At 47.3% G+C, this 19,659-nt stretch carries 14 protein-coding genes; 11 read left to right on the forward strand and 3 right to left on the reverse strand.

Annotated features, from left to right (window positions below; all coding sequences use genetic code 11):
* Nucleotides 1–25 precede the first annotated feature (25 nt).
* From DYADSP32_RS21780 to DYADSP32_RS21815, 8 genes are all read left to right on the forward strand, one after another.
* Nucleotides 26–1,594, forward strand: coding sequence for a glycoside hydrolase family 43 protein (locus DYADSP32_RS21780; protein ID WP_149240782.1), 1,569 nt, complete (start codon nt 26–28; stop codon nt 1,592–1,594).
* Between the two features lie 329 nt (nt 1,595–1,923).
* Complete coding sequence (katG, locus tag DYADSP32_RS21785) at nt 1,924–4,200, forward strand: catalase/peroxidase HPI (RefSeq protein ID WP_149240781.1); 2,277 nt, start codon at nt 1,924–1,926, stop codon at nt 4,198–4,200.
* A gap of 604 nt (nt 4,201–4,804) precedes the next feature.
* Nucleotides 4,805–6,436 (forward strand): T9SS type A sorting domain-containing protein, encoded by a 1,632-nt coding sequence (locus tag DYADSP32_RS21790; RefSeq protein ID WP_149240780.1) that lies wholly within the window; start codon nt 4,805–4,807, stop codon nt 6,434–6,436.
* A 288-nt stretch (nt 6,437–6,724) separates the two neighbouring features.
* Entirely contained in the window at nt 6,725–8,893 is a 2,169-nt protein-coding gene (locus DYADSP32_RS21795; RefSeq protein WP_149240779.1) for an alpha/beta hydrolase family protein, read from the forward strand.
* A gap of 57 nt (nt 8,894–8,950) precedes the next feature.
* Complete coding sequence (locus tag DYADSP32_RS21800; protein ID WP_149240778.1) at nt 8,951–9,868, forward strand: pirin family protein; 918 nt, start codon at nt 8,951–8,953, stop codon at nt 9,866–9,868.
* Between the two features lie 139 nt (nt 9,869–10,007).
* Nucleotides 10,008–10,208: a hypothetical protein gene (locus DYADSP32_RS21805; RefSeq protein WP_149240777.1), complete on the forward strand. Its 201-nt coding sequence runs from the start codon at nt 10,008–10,010 to the stop codon at nt 10,206–10,208.
* A 54-nt stretch (nt 10,209–10,262) separates the two neighbouring features.
* Complete coding sequence (locus DYADSP32_RS21810; protein ID WP_149240776.1) at nt 10,263–10,442, forward strand: DUF2384 domain-containing protein; 180 nt, start codon at nt 10,263–10,265, stop codon at nt 10,440–10,442.
* Entirely contained in the window at nt 10,442–10,909 is a 468-nt protein-coding gene (locus DYADSP32_RS21815; RefSeq protein WP_149240775.1) for an RES family NAD+ phosphorylase, read from the forward strand. Before DYADSP32_RS21810 ends, DYADSP32_RS21815 begins: the two co-directional genes overlap by 1 nt.
* 539 nt (nt 10,910–11,448) lie before the next feature.
* Here the strand turns inward: DYADSP32_RS21815 and DYADSP32_RS21820 are convergent.
* The gene (locus tag DYADSP32_RS21820; RefSeq protein ID WP_149240774.1) at nt 11,449–12,813 is read right to left on the reverse strand and encodes a hypothetical protein; all 1,365 of its coding nucleotides are present in this window, start codon (nt 12,811–12,813) and stop codon (nt 11,449–11,451) included.
* Nucleotides 12,814–13,157: 344 nt separating this feature from the next.
* Between DYADSP32_RS21820 and DYADSP32_RS21825 the strand changes: the two genes are divergently transcribed.
* From DYADSP32_RS21825 to DYADSP32_RS21835, 3 genes are all read left to right on the forward strand, one after another.
* Nucleotides 13,158–14,189, forward strand: coding sequence for an Atu2307/SP_0267 family LLM class monooxygenase (locus DYADSP32_RS21825; protein ID WP_149240773.1), 1,032 nt, complete (start codon nt 13,158–13,160; stop codon nt 14,187–14,189).
* Between the two features lie 185 nt (nt 14,190–14,374).
* Nucleotides 14,375–14,578, forward strand: coding sequence for a type II toxin-antitoxin system HicB family antitoxin (locus DYADSP32_RS21830; RefSeq protein WP_149240772.1), 204 nt, complete (start codon nt 14,375–14,377; stop codon nt 14,576–14,578).
* Complete coding sequence (locus tag DYADSP32_RS21835) at nt 14,578–14,730, forward strand: type II toxin-antitoxin system HicA family toxin (protein WP_414617964.1); 153 nt, start codon at nt 14,578–14,580, stop codon at nt 14,728–14,730. The genes DYADSP32_RS21830 and DYADSP32_RS21835 overlap by 1 nt, the downstream gene beginning before the upstream one ends.
* A 286-nt stretch (nt 14,731–15,016) precedes the next feature.
* On the opposite strand, the gene DYADSP32_RS21840 is transcribed toward DYADSP32_RS21835, so the two are convergent.
* Complete coding sequence (locus DYADSP32_RS21840) at nt 15,017–16,450, reverse strand: TolC family protein (protein ID WP_149244724.1); 1,434 nt, start codon at nt 16,448–16,450, stop codon at nt 15,017–15,019.
* Entirely contained in the window at nt 16,440–19,649 is a 3,210-nt protein-coding gene (locus DYADSP32_RS21845; RefSeq protein ID WP_149240771.1) for an efflux RND transporter permease subunit, read from the reverse strand. The genes DYADSP32_RS21840 and DYADSP32_RS21845 overlap by 11 nt, the downstream gene beginning before the upstream one ends.
* Nucleotides 19,650–19,659: the final 10 nt, after the last annotated feature.

The following is a 19,659-nucleotide window of genomic DNA, read 5'->3' on the forward strand; positions in this document are numbered from 1 at the left end:
CTATTAACCGATCCCAATAAAAAGAATGAAGTACTTTACCATCCTTTGCTTGCTGCTACTGGTTTGTCATGAAAATGCCTTTTCGCAAAGGCGTAAAGACCGGACAGTGGTTACGTATCGAAACCCCGTAATTCCCGGCGATTTTGCCGATCCGTCCGTGATCCGCGTGGGTGATACCTACTTCGCTGCCGGCACGTCCTCGGAATGGGGGCCTGCTTATCCCATTTACACCTCAAAAAATCTGATCGACTGGGAATATGTAGGGCCGGTGTTTAACACTTTGCCGGCCTGGACCATGGGCAGTTACTGGGCACCGGAATTATTCTTTCGGAATGGCACTTTTTATGTCTACTACACCGCCCGTCGCAAATCCGATCAGCAATCCTTTATCGGTGTTGCCAGTACGCAGGATATCAAAAAGGGATTCACAGACCATGGATTGATCATCGAATGGACAAAGGAAGCCATTGATGCCTTTGTGGTTGAAGATAAGGGGAAGCTGTTTATCACCTGGAAAGCGTATGGGCTGGATAAAGAGCGGCAGATTGAAATTCTGGGCGCCGAGCTTGCACCGGATGGTTTGCGTGTGACAGGGGAAGAATTCCGTTTGATTACAGCGGATTCGACCGGATGGGAGGCAGGTGGAGCGGAAGGACAGGCCATTTTTAAAAGAGGGAATTACTGGTATATGCTGTACTCGGGTAATGCATGCTGCGGGGAGCAATGCGACTATCAGGTAGGGTTTGCGAGGGCTGAAAAACTACAGGGTCCATGGGTGAAATTTTCAGGAAACCCAGTCCTGTTTGGCGATGAGACCTGGAAATGTCCGGGGCATGGAACGGTCGTGGTGACGCCGGAGAACCGCTATTTCTATTTACATCATGCTTACAATGCCGTCGATTTTACTTTTGTGGGCCGGCAGGGTATGCTTAGTGAACTGGTATGGGACGAGGCATCCAAGTGGCCCGCGTTTAAGTATGGGAGAACACCAGCGGCACAGGCAGAAGCCCCCCTCGGTGCAAGGATACCCGTTACACCCGATTTTTTGGTGAATTACGATAAAGACACATTGAAAGTGCCCTGGGTGTATGATGTAGCCTTTCCAAAGCCCGCATTTGCTCTTCAAAACGGCTTTCTCAGGATTGAAAATAGCAACCAGTCACCCACTGGCAATTTCCTGGGAATAGTCTTAAAAAAAGGGAATTACACTTTTGCCGTAGAAATGGTTGCGAAGGACAGTCTCATGCAGAATATTGTTGTTTATGGCGATGCTAAAAATGCAGTCGGGTATGGCGTGATGAAAAATAACATTAAACTTTGGCAGGTTAGGGATGGTGTTTACGAAGTGGTAAAGTCACAGGAAATACCCGAAAAATATAAGCATATCGAATTGAAACTGAGCACCCGGTATGGCCGTCTTTATGAATTCAGCTGGGAGGTAAAAGGCCAGAAACTGGATTCACTGACAAGTTCCTTTCAGATCCAGGCACCCTGGTTGCCGCGCTGGGACAGGGCTCCCAGGGTGGGGGTAAATGTTTCCGGCACGCAGTCGGGGAGGGGTGAAGTGAAGGCCGTTCACATGACGTATGACTGAGCGATGCTTTAACCTCCCTGAATGTCCGGATAATAGAAAGTAGGGTAAACAGGTAAATGGCTTTTATTCCTGTAAGTCATATCATCGTTTCTGTCGCTTGGATGAAACGGGTAGCTCACCTTTGAAATAATAAATATAGGGCATTCGGGACCGTACACCTGCCTGGTTCAATGAGAAGGAGATTGGCTTTAAAAATTCATGTAAATAGATTTTGCCTATTGAAATATAGAATTAATCGATTGTGATTATCGATTTCGATAGTATAACTTTATCGTTCTGCAAGGATTAGTTCTGCAGCAAGCGTTTTGTTTAATCATGAACCTATAAAAATGGAAAACGAATCAAAAGACATCAGTCAATGCCCTTTTCACAATGGAACTCTGAACCAAAATGGCCATGCCAAGCATAGCGCGGGTGGTGATGGAACAAGAAATCGTGACTGGTGGCCCAATCAGCTAAAACTGAATATTCTGCGGCAGCACTCATCCCTCTCTAATCCTATGGGGGAGGAGTTCAATTATGCGGAGGCATTTAAAAGCCTGGACCTTGAGGCGGTGAAACAAGACCTGCACGCGCTGATGACCGACTCGCAGGACTGGTGGCCAGCTGATTTTGGACATTACGGACCTTTGTTTATCCGCATGGCCTGGCACAGCGCAGGTACTTACCGTGTGGGAGATGGCCGGGGCGGTGCGGGCTCGGGACAGCAGCGTTTTGCTCCGCTCAATAGCTGGCCGGATAATGTGAGCCTCGATAAGGCGCGCAGACTGCTGTGGCCTATCAAGCAGAAATATGGCAATAAAATATCCTGGGCCGATTTGATGATCCTGACAGGCAATGTTGCCCTGGAGTCGATGGGTTTCAGAACTTTTGGTTTTGCCGGTGGCCGGGCCGATGTGTGGGAGCCGGATGAAGACGTGTATTGGGGATCGGAAACAACCTGGCTGGGAAATGATCAGCGCTACGCAAAAGGTGCGAAGGGGGTTGCGGAGCACGGTGTACTATCGGGCGATGACGATGCTGATGGCCGGATGCATTCGCACGATTTGGAGAAGCCGCTCGGTGCCGCACATATGGGCCTCATTTATGTGAATCCTGAGGGGCCAAACGGCAACCCCGACCCTGTGGCAGCTGCGATCGATATCCGTGAAACTTTTGCACGTATGGCCATGAACGATGAAGAAACGGTAGCGCTGATTGCGGGCGGTCACAGCTTTGGTAAAACCCATGGCGCCTCCACTTCTGAGCATGTAGGCAAAGAACCTGAGGCTGCCGACCTGGAACTTCAGGGCCTGGGATGGAGCAATAGCTTTGGCTCCGGCAGTGGCGCCCATGCCATCACCAGTGGATTAGAGGTTATATGGACCACCACACCAACCCAATGGAGCAATAATTTCTTCGAAAATCTGTTTGCCTTCGAATGGGAGCTGACGAAAAGCCCCGGTGGAGCACACCAATGGGTAGCCAAAGATGCGGGTGATATCATTCCGGATGCTTTTGACGCCAACAAAAAGCATGCACCTACGATGCTTACAACCGACTTATCCCTGCGATTTGATCCTGCTTACGAGAAAATATCAAGACATTTTCTGGAAAACCCCGACGCTTTTGCCGATGCTTTCGCCCGCGCATGGTTTAAGCTGACGCACCGCGACATGGGTCCCCGGGAGCGTTATCTGGGTCCGGATGTACCCGCGGAAGAGTTGATCTGGCAGGATCCGATTCCGGCAGTGGACCATGAATTGATCGATGAATCGGATGCTGCAACATTAAAATCTAAAATACTTGCATCAGGATTGAGTGTTTCCGAATTGGTTTCTACCGCCTGGGCTTCTGCGAGTACCTTCCGTGGTTCCGATAAGCGAGGTGGTGCCAACGGAGCAAGGGTTCGTCTGGCGCCACAAAAGGACTGGCAAGTAAATAACCCGGTGCAACTGAAAAAAGTGTTGAGCGTGCTGGAAGGCATTCAGACCGAATTTCAAGCGCAGGCTGGTAAAAAAGTATCACTGGCCGATTTGATCGTACTTGCCGGAGGCGCAGGTATTGAGAAGGCGGCAGGGCATACCATCACTGTGCCTTTCACACCTGGCCGTATGGATGCTTCACAGGCGCAAACGGATATTGAGTCAGTGGGTTATCTGGAACCTATTGCGGATGGTTTCCGCAATTACCGCAAACCCGGATATGCAGTATCTACTGAGGAGATGCTGATCGATAAGGCGCAGTTGCTCACACTCACAGGTCCGGAACTAACGGTGCTGGTGGGTGGACTGCGGGTGTTGGATGCTAATTTTGATGGTTCAAAAAATGGTGTGTTTACCTCCCGTCCGGGACAGCTTACCAACGATTTTTTTGTAAATCTGCTGGATATGCGTACGGCGTGGAAAGCCATGTCCGAAGACAAGGAAACCTATCTGGGAAGTGATCGTGCATCCGGCCAGCCCAAATGGACAGCCTCCCGTGCGGATCTGGTATTCGGCTCCAACTCAGAACTGAGGGCCATCGCCGAGGTATACGGGAGTGCCGATGCACAGGATAAATTTATCAAAGACTTCGTAGCAGCCTGGGCCAAGGTGATGAATCTGGGCCGGTTTGATCTGGCCTGATCTGAAGTTAATTTTTAATAAACGGGCATCTCGGGTTTTCGGGGTGCCCGTTTTTTATATCCAGTACGTGGGTAACTTGCTTTTTCAGAGTACGCGCTCCTTAGGTAATCCGCTGCAGCCCTTGTTTAACCCCACCGATCAAAAGACTTTCTTACCTGTTAACGTTTTTAGATATAAGAACGGGGGCGTCACGGTGCGTGTCAAATCAATCCCGTGAAGGTACAGTTCGAATGGGATGAATGTTTTCGGTGATAAACCGTGCAATATTATACTGCAAACGTAGTAGACGTATACTCATTTCAGGTAGTCAAAATACCAAAATAAAGTGATTGCCTTGTTTCCAAATAGTTATCAAATTTGCAAGGAAGCGCTCGTGGTAATTGACAGATAATGAATGATCCCCGGTTGTATTAATTAAATATTAGTAACACCCGGCCTAATTCGGATTTGAACAGGGTTCGATAAAAACAATCCATAGGTGGTTGTATGCCCGGTTTTTAGCCAGTCCACTTAATTTAATAATAGGCGCCATCCAAATGGTGCCATTCAAACAACCTGAATCGAAAAAATGGATTTCCCAAATTAATCATTAATTATAAACGATATGAAAACTAAAATTTTACCAGAAAAAACGGACTCCAACAGGCGTGCAAAAATTGCGCAAATTTTGAAAAACGCATACACGTTTTTGATAGTCGCTACTGTTGTTTTATTTTCAGTTGCCAAAGTGAGAGCACAGGATGTCACTGGCTTTGGGTATGGAACTTACAGCAGCGATGTTGCCGGTGCTCTGAATTATGGAACGATTTCCAATCCCTTTACAATAACTTATTCCGGTGGTAATTGGAAAACCCAAACATTGATTGCTTATCCTCCAGTCAATATACCTGTGGCGCTTTCCAGCTATGTGGCACCGGCCAACATGTTGGAGTTGGGTGCGTGGGTCGTCAATAATCCGGCCGTTCCGCCTTTTCCCACCGCTACCTACACCTTTACTTCACCGTTGCCGGCTACCTCAGTAATGTTTATTCAGGATGTGGACGCGCTGGAGTCTTTCCAAATCGAATTTTTAGATGCTTCGGGCACTGTGCTTAACCCAAGTACAATAGGTACATTTAATAATGCCGCCACGCCCCGGGCTACTGCTTCGCTCAGCTCAACTACACTAACCGTAACAGCAATTGATAATGTAAATTCCGGGGAATCTCTAAGTGATTTTGTTTTCAACAGTGGGCTGGTGAAGCAAGTAAGAATTACGCAAATTGCCAGTCGGGACGATCTTGCTGCTTCGGGTACGGCCGAGTTTTATTTTGCGGCACCTTCTACACCGACTACCGACAATGAATCCAGTTTGGATAACACTGCTGGCAGCAATGTTACTCTTGATTTGTTAGCGGGTGATTTGTTTGGAAATGGAAGCCAGGCAACGCCTGCACTGGTGACGGTTAACTTCACTGCGCCTGCGGGTGGTACCGTTTCGGGAAACACCATCACCGTTCCGGGACAGGGCGTGTGGACCTACGTGCCCGCAACCGGGATGATCACTTTTGACCCTGAAGCAGGTTTTGGCGGTAACCCGACTGTATTGACCTATACCATCACAGAGACGTCAACAGGATTAACCAGCAACATTTCGTCTCAAACAATAACATACCTGCCGGTACTTCCTGTGGATTTAATTTCATTTACGGGCAAGCAAATTGATCAGCATGTCATGCTCGTCTGGAAAACCGCAAATGAAGTAAACTTCAGTCATTTTGAGATTTTAAAAAGTACCAATAATACAAAAGAATTTGGCTCCATTGGAAAGGTCATCAGCTCAGGCCAAAACAGTTACCAATACGCGGATCGTGAGCTTAGTGATGGTGTAAATTATTACAAATTAAGCATGGTAGATTTGGATGGCACCAGCAAGCTTTCAAAAATCATCTCCGTTCGTTACGACAAAAACGCAACTTTTACATCCGGCAGGGTAAGTAATGCTAATTTTCAAGGTGTAACAGAAATTAATTTCTATCCAAATCCCGTAGCGGAAGTATTGTCTCTGAAAGGGGTTGACTGGGAGGTGGTTAAATCGGTGGAAATTGTTAACACGCTTGGCAGCGTTTTGCTAATCAAGACTTCTCCTACCGCAGATGGCATTGATCTGGCAGGCCTTTCCAAAGGGGTTTATATTGGAAGGGTGACTTTAACAGACGGTACGGTCATTACGCAAAAGATCGTCGTTAATAAATAGCAAAATTGCCGTTCATCATTTGTTCAGTATGGGCGTCTCGAGTTGGTCTCGAGACGCCCATACTATTTCCTTTCATAAAGTAAAGGTTCAAAACCGTAGCTTACCCAGAAGAGCCCTCGTTTGATTCCTCACAAATGAGCAGACGTGTTGATATCGTATATTTTGTTCTCGATTGTCCCTTTTTACACTTGCCATGAATTGCGGTTTCTTCCTGCAAAACTACCATCCTCAAACTTTTCTGTTAAATTGTGGCATTGTCGTTCTATAAGTCATTCAGCAGGATACCCGATGAAGAAATTATGTGCATTTTTATGGCTCAGTTCGCTCTGCTTTGCCGCTTTTGCCCAGTCGAAGGAAAAAATTAAAGTCAGCGATCTTACAAAAATTAAACAAGTGGGATCCATTGCCATATCTCCCAATGAGAAACGTGCTATTTATACCCTTCTCACTACGGAACCCATAGCCGATTCGCCGTTTGAATATGAGTATCGCACGCATTTGTACCTGGCAGATCTTGACAACAACAACGAACCGATTGCGCTCACTCGGGGCAGCGAAAGTGCCAGCCAACCTGCGTGGTCACCGGATGGAAGTAAAATCGTTTTTGTAAGGAAAATCAAAGAGAAAAACCAGCTCTTCGTACTGTCGCTGAATGGTGGTGAAGCCTGGCAACTCACTTCTATCGCATATGGTGCCGGTAACCCGAAATGGTCACCCGATGGCAGTACAATTATGTTCAGTGCCGGGGTTTCCTTATCTGAAATTTTAAAAGATTCAATCCTGAATCCCGGCGGGCGCTTGCCGGCCTGGTCAATGGAAAAGCCCGGATTTGATGACAATAATTTTATCAAACCCAATAAAAATGTAAAGCCAAACCCGGATGGTTCTCTTGTTGAGATCCGTGCATATCTGAATAAAGATGAAGAGGACAAAAAGGCGAAGGTAATCAACCGGCTCAATTTCCAGGGAGAGTCCACCACGCAGCCTGAACTTGCCTTTTCGCACCTCTACACGGTAGAAGTGAAAGAGGGTGCCCAAGCCTGGCCAATTACCAAAGGTTTTTATAGTTTTGGACAGGCAACATGGACACCGGATGGGAAAATCGTCATGGTAACGCAGGGCGATAGCCTGCAGCATCCTGATCGCAGCAAGGCCAGCCGGATCGTGACGGCCAACGCCGACGGCAGTGCGGTAGCCGTATTGCTAAGTGATCCCGGGTATAGTTTCAGCCAGCCTGTTGTTTCAAAAGACAATAAATATCTTGCCTACATGACTTCGGCAGCAGCTATAAAACCTGCCACGCTGGATCAGGGGCATATCGGTGTACTTACTTTTGGGTCGGCATCGCGCCCATACGTATCCCCATTTGACCGTAGCGCGGGCAATCTGACCTGGTCCGCTGATAGTAAGTTTCTTTATTTTACGGCCCCATCCAATGGCGGGTTCCCGGTTTACAAAATGAACCTGACCAATAAAAAGATTGATCAGCTTACGGGATTTGATTCAGGTGTGTACAGCTTTGATGTATCTGCAAACGTAGCGGTGTTTTCCAAAACAGAGGTAGCCAATCCGTCGGAGTTGTATACGGCAGATACCGGGTTTAAGACAGCGCTTAAACGAAGTAATCACAATACAGAATGGCTGAAAGAAAAGTTACTCAGTTTTCCGGAAAAAAGGACACTTAAAAACACCAAAGGCCAAACCGTCGAATACTGGGTCATGAAGCCTTCCCAAACCGTGGCCGGTAAAAAGTATCCGCTATTACTGCAGATGCATGGCGGGCCAACCGCCATGTGGGGGCCGGGGGAAATTTCTATGTGGCATGAGTTTCAGTTTTTCTGTTCTCAAGGCTACGGTGTGGTTTATGCCAATCCGCGTGGTTCGGGAGGATATGGACTGGACTTCATGAAGGCCAATTTCCAGGATTGGGGATCCGGGCCGGCATCGGACGTACTTACAGCAGCATCCGAAGCAGCGAAGGAATCCTGGGCTGATACATCACGGCAGGTAATTACCGGCGGATCTTATGCCGGATACCTTACTGCCTGGATCGTAGGGCATGACAACAGGTTCAAAGCTGCACATGCACAAAGGGGTGTGTATGAGCTCACCACCTTTATGGGCGAAGGCAACGCCTGGAGTCTTGTTCCCAATTACTTTGGGGGTTATCCCTGGCAAGAGGAAATCAAAAAGGTCATGGATGCCAATTCTCCGCAATCTTTTGTCGAAAACATTCATACGCCATTACTGATCAAACACGGAGAGAACGATCTGAGAACGGGTGTGATCCAGAGCGAGCTGCTTTATAAAAGCCTTAAAATATTGGGAAGAGAGGTGGAGTACGTACGTATGCCGGGCGGAGCGCACGAGATGAGCCGAACCGGAAACCCACGTCAGCGGATTGACAGAACTTTACGTATCTATGAGTTCTTTGAAAGATATGTGGGTGAGAAATAGAGGATTTTTAGATGTAAACAAGGCTGGTGAATGCATTCACAGCAACCGTAAAACTGTATGCTCGATATTGTAATTGAAGCCCGCCGTGCAGCTATCAGCGAATCGGTGATGGTGAAGCGAATTCTTCCTTTCCGTCTGCGCAGGATGGTGGGGCCGTTTATCTTTATGGATCATGCAGGGCCTATGACTCATATACCCGCAAATCCATCGTCAATGGACGTTCTGCCACACCCGCACATCGGCCTTTCGACGGTAAGTTATCTTTTCGGGGGGCAGGTAACACACCGCGACAGCCTTGGTGTGGAGCAGATCATAAAACCGGGCGAAGTGAACTGGATGACAGCAGGCAGCGGCATTGCACATTCCGAAAGGTTTGAGGACCCTGCTGCGCTGGTGGGTGGCCTGGAAATGATACAAACCTGGGTGGCTCTGCCTGAAAAAGATGAAGAGTCAGCACCCTCATTTATAAACTATACACCCGACGAACTGCCGGTTTTTACCGACAAGGGGGTTTGGATGCGCCTGATTGCGGGTGATGCCTATGGCCTGAAAAACGATGTTCGAACTCATTCTCCGTTGTTTTATCTGCATGTGGTGCTCGCTAAGGGAGCGCGTTTCGGCATTCCAGCCGGCTATTCTGAACGTGGGTTTTACATCGTCAAGGGTGCCGTTGAGGTATCGGGTCACACGCATCAGCAGGGACAAATGCTGGTGTTTAACAAAGGTGTAGACCCTGTAGTCATGGCTAAAGAAGACAGCACCCTGATGATGCTGGGCGGAGAGCCGCTTGGGGAACGGTTTATCTGGTGGAATTTCGTTTCATCCCGTAAAGAACGCATTGAACAGGCAAAGGAAGACTGGAAACAAGGCAGGATCATACTGCCCCCGAATGACGATCATGATTTCATTCCGTTGCCCGAGGACAGTTCGCGTCCGGCGGGTGGTGGAGCGCCGTCTCCGGGATTGCTTTCTTAGGTGTCAACGTTTCTGTTGCTAATGCCATCATTTGCCTCTCCCCCTTCAAAAAGGAGCATCGGTTAAGTCACTTGCTTGAAAAAATTCGTTATTAAAATTGAAAAATTTCATATGCTTGACTAGCAAACGTAGTTATCTAATGAAAACGATGGTAAATCAGCCCGAACGCAGCTTGAAGTCCAAAATTACTCACCTTGATATGGCGAGTAATTTTGCTATTGTGCTTGCTGCACGCAAAGGTCTGCCAACAAAAATATTTTATGATTTCGCCGGAGCAATTAAGACGTCCGAAAAGAATCTGGCTGCTTTGGTCAAACCTATCCTCACGGACGATCAGTAATTATAAAGAGTCAAAAAAAATCTGGATCCGCTGTATGGTGAGCATTTGCTTAAGATGATTGCGCTTTATGAAAAGGGCGAACAAATTTTCGGCAATGTTGATGAGTTCAACTATTGGCTTCGCAAGCCGTTCTGGAACTCAAATGAAACGCCTTCGGATTGGTTAGGAACAGGTGGTGGTGTGGATTTCCTGACTGAGGAATTGGACAAGCTTGCACAAGGATACCCAGTCTGATGTTGATTTACAGAATTACGCATAAAATGTATAGTGCCTTCCTGTATGCGTCCGGGATGCAGGGAAGGTGGAATAGCGCTGGCAATAAGGTACTTTACGCAGCAGAATCAATTCCACTGGCATTTTTGGAAAACATGGTAAGAAGGCAGGGTGTTGGGTTCAACAACGATTTTAGGATTATGTTCATTTCCATTCCCGAGCCGGTATCCATTGAAATAGTCTCCATAGCAGAGCTGGATCCCAGTTGGCGAGACCCGAATAATTACACTGCATGTATTCCCTTAGGAGACAAGTGGTTTCAGGAAGGTAAGTCGGTTGCACTGAAAGTGCCTTCGACCGTGATGCCCGAAGCGTATAATTATTTGATTAATGCAATTCATCCTGATTATAATAAAGTTGCTCTGGCCGGTGTCACAAATCTTGTTCCTGATCCCAGAATAGAGGATATTCTTAAAAAGTATAGGTAATCTCACGTTTGAACTTTTGTTTTTGATCTACCTTTGGATAAAGATAACCTGCCTCGTGTATATCTCAGTTACAATCTATATGATTGGCGCATGCTTATGTTGGCGATATTCAACCCTTTCAGGGTTGTGGGGGGAGATGATGTTTCTTTCCTCCGGGTTTCACCCGGGGTTATTCAAATTTAAGCCCTTCGGGCTTTTGAATCTGCTGTTTGTGACGATTTTATCGCGATCAAGCCACAAAGCTCACGCTGTAAAACCTCAATCCATCTTTCGTGGGCCGTGAACCCGTTTGTGAAAGCAGCATCAATAGAGCTTGAAATTGGTGTCCTCAAAAATGCGGTATCTCTCTGTCTTACTTTGGAGTCGCCTCAATGTTTCTCTTACTTCCCTTGACATATTCCTGTCTCCATGTCTCGTCTTGCACAGTTCTATGTGAAAAGTGTATCAGGCGGTCAGACCGGACAGATTTTTACAGTATTGTAAGGATTTAAGTAGTCCTGGTGCAGGATCACAAGCAATTCGGATCCCGGTTTTTTTCTTTATTTAAGCAAAGTCCCGTCTTTCATTTTTTCCAGCGTGGCTGCGTAAGATGCATGCGGGCTGCCCGTAATCTTTTGCGCTTCCAATGCTTTGGTTTGCCTTTCGATTGCCTCTTCCTTTCTGCCGAGTTTATACAAAAGCTGCGCATAGGTGTCTATGTAGGCAGCGTTGCCCAGGCGCATAGGATGCGCTGTGTCTTTGTAAAGACTATTGAAAAATTCCTGTGACTGAAAGGACCATTTCAATGCCCGTTCCAAGTCGCCTGTTTTTGAAGACATCTGATAAACCTGCCATGCGTGCTCGTTCAAATCCAAATGGTAGAAGTGGGACTGAGGCATTTGCGGACGAGTTTGTTTTGTTTTTGATCCCGGAATGCCTACCTGTGATGGATTCATCAGCTTGTAGTCCATCCGTTTTAAGGAGTCCGCAGTGAGGCGCATGTGGGTACTTTCCAAAAATTGTGTTGCCTCGCGGATGTAATTCACTGTGTCTTTAATTTCGTATAAAAACTTAACAGTACTACGCTGGCTTGCTATCATTCCCTGCAAATAGTCATTATTGTAGGTGCCCTGAATGAAGCTTGCGAGCTGATACATAAGATTGCGATCCTTTTTCGCAACGGCCTTTTGCCAGGTGGTAGAAATAATGGCGTTATTGATCGCTACGGCTTCCTGATAAGGGGACGATTTGTAAATACTGTCGATTACCTGGCCAGGAGTCACCGATCTCGTGGCCTTATAGGCCCTGCTATCGACGGAAGGACCATGCATGTAGATAAATTTCACTATCCTGAAATTGTTGAGCGAATCCAATGGAAGTCCTCCGGTGTATTTTTCCAGCAATTCATCCACCGGCATACCCGCTTGCCTGCGTTTTATGATATATTCTTCCAGGAATTTTTGAGAACGGGCCCCGGCGTTGTATTCCTTTACATAGTCGCTCAGTTGCTTTCCTGCCTTTCTCTTCAAAGCAATATCGGCTTGTTCGGCATACATAAATCCGGCACCGGCAACGCCATTGAGCCTGTTTAAAATGTTGCCATTCACATCAATAAAAAGCGACACCGCCCCCTTTTTTATTTCAAATTTTTCTGCCAGTTTCCTGCCGTCCTCCGTTTCACGGTTTGCTTTGAAGGATATGTAGTTTTGACCAAATACTTCTTTCAAATCAAAGGACTCGAATGCTTTCGAGGCAATCTCATTGCACTGCTCGCACTTATCGTCTTCGATATGCAGAAATACGAGTTTTTTTTCGGCTTTGGCCAGCGCGGCAATTTCTTCCCAGGACGATTTTCTAACAAAGTTTATTTGGCAAAATGAAGGTGCCGTTAGCAACACCAGTATTGTGGAGATCAGTATTTTCATGTTATGGCTAATGAGAATTTTTCCAAATGTAGCAGGCCGCAAGGTAATGCTGTACGAGAATCAAAAAAATAGTTTTCCGGTAGTGTCTTTGCGCAGGAGGCTATACAAAAGGTTAGCGCTATCCTTATCCTTAACAACAACTTTTTAGTGCCTGTTATGGTTAATCGTTTAAATTAATCCTCGGGACGTGAATTGCCTGAAGCTGTCCGTAATGACAAAGTGGGGGGTATCTCAAAAACACACTTCTAAACCAATCGGAAAACCCATGAGAAAGTTCGGGGAAATTCCTCCAACTCATAGAAGATGGATCAAACATGGCTTTAGGAGCACTAAAAAAACATACAATGGAAATAGGAATTGACAGTTTTGCCTCAGCCATGCTTACAACACATACCGGCAATGTACTTAATGCAGTGGATGCAATGGGGGAGCTTCTCGAAAGAATTGAAGCAGCGGACCATGCGGGGCTACATGTTTTCGGGATTGGTGAACATCATAAAAGAGAATTTCTGGATGCCGCACCAGCGGTGATATTGGCTGCTGCAGCTTCTCTTACCAAAAATATTAAGTTAACCAGCGCCGTGACCGTATTGAGTGCCGCAGATCCGGTCAGGGTGTTTCAGGAGTATGCGACATTGGATTTGATCTCGAAAGGACGGGCCGAAATGGTGGTCGGACGTGGCTCGTCGGTTGACGCATTTCCACTTTTCGGGTTTAACTTAAAGGACTATGACCAGCTTTTTATAGAAAAACTGGAATTATTGCTTGCCATCCGCGAAAAGGAATCCATCACCTGGTCCGGGAAATTTCGGCCTGCGCTTCATGAACAGCCGATTTATCCGAGGCCAGTACAGAATCAGTTGCCGGTTTGGCTCGGAGTAGGAGGTACGCCGGAATCTTTTGTTCGTGCAGGAGAGCTAGGATTGCCGTTGATGGTAGCTGTGATTGGCGGTGAAACTCATCGCTTCCGACCGTTGGTGGATCTTTATCGGGAGGCAGGAGCGCATGCTGGCTATACGAAGGACCAGCTGAGGGTAGGCTTGCATTCATTCGGGTATGTTGCGGATACAACGCAGGAAGCCATCGACCAGTACTACCCGGGACATGCGGAGATTATGACAAAAGTTGGCAAGTCGCGCGGTTGGGCTCCTGTAACGCGTGGAAGTTTTGATGCGCAAATGAGCCGCAGAGGAGCCTACGTCATCGGGAACCCGGAAGAAGTGACGGACAAGATTCTCAGACACAGCGAAGCATTGGGTGGAATTTCCAGATTTACCTTCCAGATGGATAATGCCGGGTTATCGCACGCGCAATTGCTCAAATCGATTGAGCTGATTGGCAATAAAGTTATTCCGCTGATTGAGGCGGGAGGGTAGCTTTTTGATCGGTGCGTTTGGATTATAGCTTGAATTAGCAGGTAAATAGCTCGTAGCGGTCGATCTGAGGCGAGTCAACTGTTATTCTCAAAGATTGCCATCAAAAAATTTTACTTTTTTTCTTGTCATCTTTTACCCTAATTTTACGTTCTGAGGCTGGAGTCAATTTTTAACTGTCCAAAACCATGAAACTAACCGTTTTGATTATTCAAGGTGCAGATTATCTGATAGGTTCCATCAAAGAGATACCAGCTGTGGTTACCCAAGGTGGGACTCGCCAGGAGGTCTTGGAAAATATTCAGGACGCTCTTCAACTTTACCTTGAAGATATGCGATCAGAAGAAGACTTTGGAAATGTTGTTTCAAAAGTGGAACTGGTATTTGCCTGATGTCTATTAAAAGAAGTAAGTTTATCAAACATCTGGAACAGAATTCGTGTTACTTACACCGTAATGGTTCGAAACATGACATTTTCAAGAATGAGCTTACAGGGAAAAAAACCACTGTGCAGCGACACCCCCAGTTAGATTTTTTTATGTGATGCGATCTGCAAGCAACTGGAAATTGCCAAATTATAGTGCTTCCAACTAGGTTTGGCCCTAAGGAAAAAATGGATTGACATTTATTGGGTAAATACTTTAACTATGGCTCGAAGGAATAGCCCGAATGTTTTGTTTTAAAGCATTTTCACTATTAATTGAATACTATTGCTTGCTGCGGTGGCAATTACGGATACAATAGCGAGAAATAAATTTGTGCGATTATGCAAAGGCCGCCTCAGCAAATGAGGCAGCCTCAGTTTCAAGATTCAATCCCTGAATTTCCCCCTAATTCCAACCTCCCCCAAGTGCCCGATAGATATGCACCGTGGCATTCATCTGCTTCATTTTGGTTTCGATAAGGTCAAAGCGTGATTCAAGGGCGTCTCTTTGTGTGAGCAATACTTCCATGTAGTCCGCCCGTGCAGAACGAAAGAGGTTGTTGGAAATCGTTGTTGACTGGGTGAGTGCCAGTACTTCTTTCGATTTGAGTTCGTAACTGCTTGCCAGATTACTGATATTCGACAGCTCATTGGCTACTTCCATGTAGGCATTTAAAACCGTTCGCTCGTATTCGTAAACTGCCTGTATTTGTTTGGCACTGGCACTGGCATAAGTGGCTTTAATCGCATTCTTATTGATCAAAGGCCCTATCAGGTCCCCGGCAAGTGTAGCCACCAGCGATTCGGGAAGTTTGGCAATGTAGGCCGGACTGAATGCCCGAAGACCCAGGGTTGCGTTCAGGCTCAAACTGGGATAAAAATTGGCTCTGGCCACTTCTACATCAAGCTTCGCCGCTGCCAGGTTATTTTCAGCCTGCTTAACGTCCGGACGGTTTTGCAGCAACTGCGACGGAATGCCCGCCTGCAGGATGTTCGGCACTAAACTGGCAAAGCCCGCGCTATTTCGGGTGATCGGCTGTGGATACCTTCCCAACAGGAAGTTGATCCTGTTTTCGGTCACGGTTATGCGCTGTTTAATGTCGTACTGGAGATTCTGCGTATGCAATACCTGCGCCTCAAATCTGCGTACAGCCAGTTCCGTTACCCGTGTCGCCTCTTTTTCCATCCTTACGATTTTCAAAGCGTTGGTCTGAATGTCGATGTTCTGCTGGATAATGGCAAGCTGCGTGTCGAGTGCTAGCAATTCATAATAGGAATTTGCAATTTCAGAGATCAGATTGGTCATCATGAAATTTTTTCCTTCCACCGAAGCCAGATATCGGGACACTGCCGCTTTTCTGGCATTTCGCAATTTGTGCCAGATGTCCACCTCCCATTTTGCAAAGGCCGCCACCTGAAAATCAGGCAAAAACTCTGGTGTTTCTTTGCCGGGCTTAATGTCGGTGGTGGCTTCACTGGCCCCAAGGTTGGTATATCTTCCGATCTTGTCTACACCTGCACCACCTCCCAGGCCAACGAATGGCAGATATTCCCCTTTCCTGGTTCTTATCTCCTGTCGTGAAATTTCAATTTCCTGTAAGGTGATATTCAATTCCTGGTTGTTCAGGAAAGCAGTATCAATCAGAGCGGTCAGGTTGGGGTCGGTAAAGTAAGTTTTCCAGCTGATCTGCCCTGTGTTGGTGGAGTCCGATGTACTGTTGTAACCCAAAGGTACTGTTTTGTTAACTGCCTTGTGGGCGATCGGTGGGACGCTACACCCGGTGTACAGCATCGTAAGAAGTACGATGCCGATCGCATTCGATATTTTTTTATTGCGCATCATTTTGAGTTTCTTGTGTGGTAGGGAAAGAATCGACCGCATGGACAAAGCCTTCAGAAAGGGGGCTGTCTTCTTCATCTCTGATCATTTTTCGGCCATCGGCCAGGCTGCCAAATATGAAGTACAAACCAGGGATGATAATGACCCCGAAGATGGTTCCGAACAGCATACCACCCATGGCCGACGCACCGATGGTTCGGTTACCAATCGCTCCTGCACCCGATGCGCTGATCAACGGTATCAGCCCGGCAACGAAAGCAAATGAAGTCATCAGGATGGGTCGGAAACGAACTCTGGCACCTTCAATGGCAGCGTTGAGGATCGTTTCGCCCTGCTGTCGTTTCTGAACGGCAAACTCGACGATCAACACGGCGTTTTTACCTAACAGACCAACGAGCATGATGAGACCTATCTGGGCATAAATGTTGTTTTCCAGGCCCATTAATTTCAACAGTAAAAACGAACCAAATACCCCCACCGGCAGTGAGAACACCACGGCCAGCGGAATGATAAAACTTTCGTACTGCGCAGCCAATACAAAGTAGACAAAGGCCAGTACAATCAGGAACACATAGAGGGATTCATTTCCGCGGCTCGCTTCGTCGTAAGAAAGCCCCTCAAAAGCGATATCGTATCCTTTGGGCAAGGTTTTGGCAGAAACTTCCCGTATGGCCTGTATTGCATCGGCGGTGGTGTATCCCTTGGCTGGGAGGCCCTGAATGGCCGCCGAATTATACAAATTGAAACGGGTGATTTCGTTGGGGCCCTGTCCTTTTTTCAGTGTCATGAAGGAGGAATAGGGCACCATTTCTCCTGCGTCGTTCTTGACAAATAACTTCAGCAGATCGGAAGGAAGCCTTCTGAAACTCGGATCGGACTGTACGTATACTTTGAAAAACTGGTTGAACTTGATGAAACCCTGCTCATAGGTGCTACCGATCATGATGTTGAGGTTGTCCATCGCCTTGCCGATAGACACACCTTTTTGCATGGCCAGCTTGTTATCTATTTCCAGTTCGTATTGCGGATAGTTTGCAGCAAAAAAGGTAAACAATCCGGTGAGTTCTTTGCGCTTACCCAAATCATCCATGAATTTTTTATTGATCTTGTCAAATTCACTGTAATCGGTGTCCGTGGTTTTATCCAGCAAGCGCATCGAAAACCCGCCGGAAGTACCGAAGCCCGGGATAGCCGGTGGCTCAAAAAATTCAACCACGGCACCAAGTCCTCTTGTCTTCGCTTCCAGTTCCTCCATGATCTCTTTCACGTTTTTGTCTCGGTGAGACCATGGCTTCAGGTTGATGAGACAGGTTCCCGCGTTTGACCCACGTCCTTCGGTCATGATTTCGTAACCCGCCAGTGACGATACGGATTCGATGCCATGCACTTCTTCACAAATTTTCTGAAGACGTCGCGAAACCTCGTTGGTCTTTTCCAGTGTAGAACCCGGAGGGGTCTGGATAATGGCATAAATGGTACTCTGGTCTTCGTTTGGAATAAATCCTGCCGGGAGAATTTTATTTACGTAGACAATACCCGCGCAAAAGATCAGTAACACTGCCCATGTCACCACTCTGCGGCTGACGATAGATTTGAGCAAACCCACGTAGCGGCCGGTAAGTTTCTCAAATACCCGGTTGAATCCGTCCAGCGCTTTGGTCAGCAGATTTTTCTTCTTTGCCGGCTGACCGTGATGATTTTTCAGCAACATGGCACACAATACAGGCGTAAGTGTAAGGGCAATCAAGGCCGAAATGACAATGGAGCTGGCCATGGTAATGGAGAATTGCCGGTAAAAAGTACCCACAGGCCCCGACATAAATGAAATGGGCAAGAATACCGATACCATCACCGCCGTGATCGCGATGATTGCTCCGCTGATTTCCCCAAGCACTTTTTTAACCGCCGCGTAGGGTGACAGGTGTGGCTCTTCTTCCATCTTGGCGTGCACGGCCTCGACGACGACTATCGCATCATCCACTACAATACCAATCGCCAGTACCAGTGCAAACAGGGTAATCAGGTTTATCGACAGGCCGAACCCCTGAATCACAAAAAACGCCCCGATGAGCGATACCGGAACCGCAAGAATGGGTATCAGGGTCGAACGCCAGTCGCCCAGGAATATAAAGACCACCAGCGCAACCAGAATAAATGCGTCCCGAAGGGTGTCTATCACCTGTTCTATGGACGCATCCAAAAATTGCGACACGTCATAACTGATCTTGTAATCCACACCCGGAGGAAAGGACTCCTTCATGATCTCAAGCTTTTCTTTTACCTGCTCAATGACCTCACTGGCGTTACTGCCATAGTTCTGCCGCATCACGATAGCTGCGGAAGCCTTGCCGTCGAGGTTGGAATAAATGTCAAAAAATTCACTGCCCAGTTCCACTTTGGCAATGTCTTTCAGGTGTATGCTTTCGCCCTGAGCATTGGCCCGAACTATTATATCTTCATACTCTTTCGGGTCGCTGTACCTGCCCTTATAGGTGAGTACGTATTCCAATGACTGTGCAGCAATCCCGGAGCTCTGCCCGATCCGCCCGGGGCGGCCAATGATACTCTGTTCGCCTATGGCCTTCATTACTTCCTCGGTGGAGATATTGTACGCCCGCATGCGTTCCGGATTTAGCCAGATGCGCATCGCGTAGCGGCGGCTACCCAATATTTGTGCCCGCGCCACCCCTTTTGTTCGCTGCAGTTCAGGGATCATTTTTACGGTGGCGTAGTTGAAAAGGAATTTTTCGTCAATGGTCTTTCCTTTCGAATAGAGATTGACGTACATGAGCATACTGGGCTGAACGGGCGAGATGATAACTCCTTCGCGCTGCACCAGCTCGGGCAGGAGGGGCATTACCTGATCCACCCGTGTTTTAACCCGGATCACGGCGTCGTTGGGATCGGTCCCTGGTTCGAATATAATCCTGAGTGTAGCCTCACCCGCGCTGGTGGCATCGGTGGCGATGTAACGCATGTCCTGGACCCCATTGATAGCCTGCTCCAATGTGATCAGCGTGGATTTGACCAGTACATCGGCACTGGCTCCGGGGTAGGCGATGAATATATTTACGGTCGTTGGGGCAATGTCCGGGAATTGAGAAATGGGTAATTTCTCGATAGCCAGTATGCCAACAAAGACGATCATGACCGATATCACAATAGCGAATACAGGCCTGCGTATGAATTGATTAAACATAGTTTTTGAT

The sequence above is a fragment of the Dyadobacter sp. 32 genome (assembly GCF_902506755.1).
In the GTDB taxonomy this organism is placed as follows: Bacteria; Bacteroidota; Bacteroidia; order Cytophagales; family Spirosomataceae; genus Dyadobacter.

What these genes read in the sequence shown, in the direction of transcription:
- DYADSP32_RS21780 (WP_149240782.1), top strand. Translation starts at nt 26, where the DNA reads ATGAAGTACTTTACCATCCTTTGCTTGCTGCTACTGGTTTGTCATGAA.
- katG (WP_149240781.1), top strand. Translation starts at nt 1,924, where the DNA reads ATGGAAAACGAATCAAAAGACATCAGTCAATGCCCTTTTCACAATGGA.
- DYADSP32_RS21790 (WP_149240780.1), top strand. Translation starts at nt 4,805, where the DNA reads ATGAAAACTAAAATTTTACCAGAAAAAACGGACTCCAACAGGCGTGCA.
- DYADSP32_RS21795 (WP_149240779.1), top strand. Translation starts at nt 6,725, where the DNA reads ATGAAGAAATTATGTGCATTTTTATGGCTCAGTTCGCTCTGCTTTGCC.
- DYADSP32_RS21800 (WP_149240778.1), top strand. Translation starts at nt 8,951, where the DNA reads ATGCTCGATATTGTAATTGAAGCCCGCCGTGCAGCTATCAGCGAATCG.
- DYADSP32_RS21805 (WP_149240777.1), top strand. Translation starts at nt 10,008, where the DNA reads ATGAAAACGATGGTAAATCAGCCCGAACGCAGCTTGAAGTCCAAAATT.
- DYADSP32_RS21810 (WP_149240776.1), top strand. Translation starts at nt 10,263, where the DNA reads ATGATTGCGCTTTATGAAAAGGGCGAACAAATTTTCGGCAATGTTGAT.
- DYADSP32_RS21815 (WP_149240775.1), top strand. Translation starts at nt 10,442, where the DNA reads ATGTTGATTTACAGAATTACGCATAAAATGTATAGTGCCTTCCTGTAT.
- DYADSP32_RS21820 (WP_149240774.1), bottom strand. Translation starts at nt 12,813, where the DNA reads ATGAAAATACTGATCTCCACAATACTGGTGTTGCTAACGGCACCTTCA.
- DYADSP32_RS21825 (WP_149240773.1), top strand. Translation starts at nt 13,158, where the DNA reads ATGGAAATAGGAATTGACAGTTTTGCCTCAGCCATGCTTACAACACAT.
- DYADSP32_RS21830 (WP_149240772.1), top strand. Translation starts at nt 14,375, where the DNA reads ATGAAACTAACCGTTTTGATTATTCAAGGTGCAGATTATCTGATAGGT.
- DYADSP32_RS21835 (WP_414617964.1), top strand. Translation starts at nt 14,578, where the DNA reads ATGTCTATTAAAAGAAGTAAGTTTATCAAACATCTGGAACAGAATTCG.
- DYADSP32_RS21840 (WP_149244724.1), bottom strand. Translation starts at nt 16,450, where the DNA reads ATGCGCAATAAAAAAATATCGAATGCGATCGGCATCGTACTTCTTACG.
- DYADSP32_RS21845 (WP_149240771.1), bottom strand. Translation starts at nt 19,649, where the DNA reads ATGTTTAATCAATTCATACGCAGGCCTGTATTCGCTATTGTGATATCG.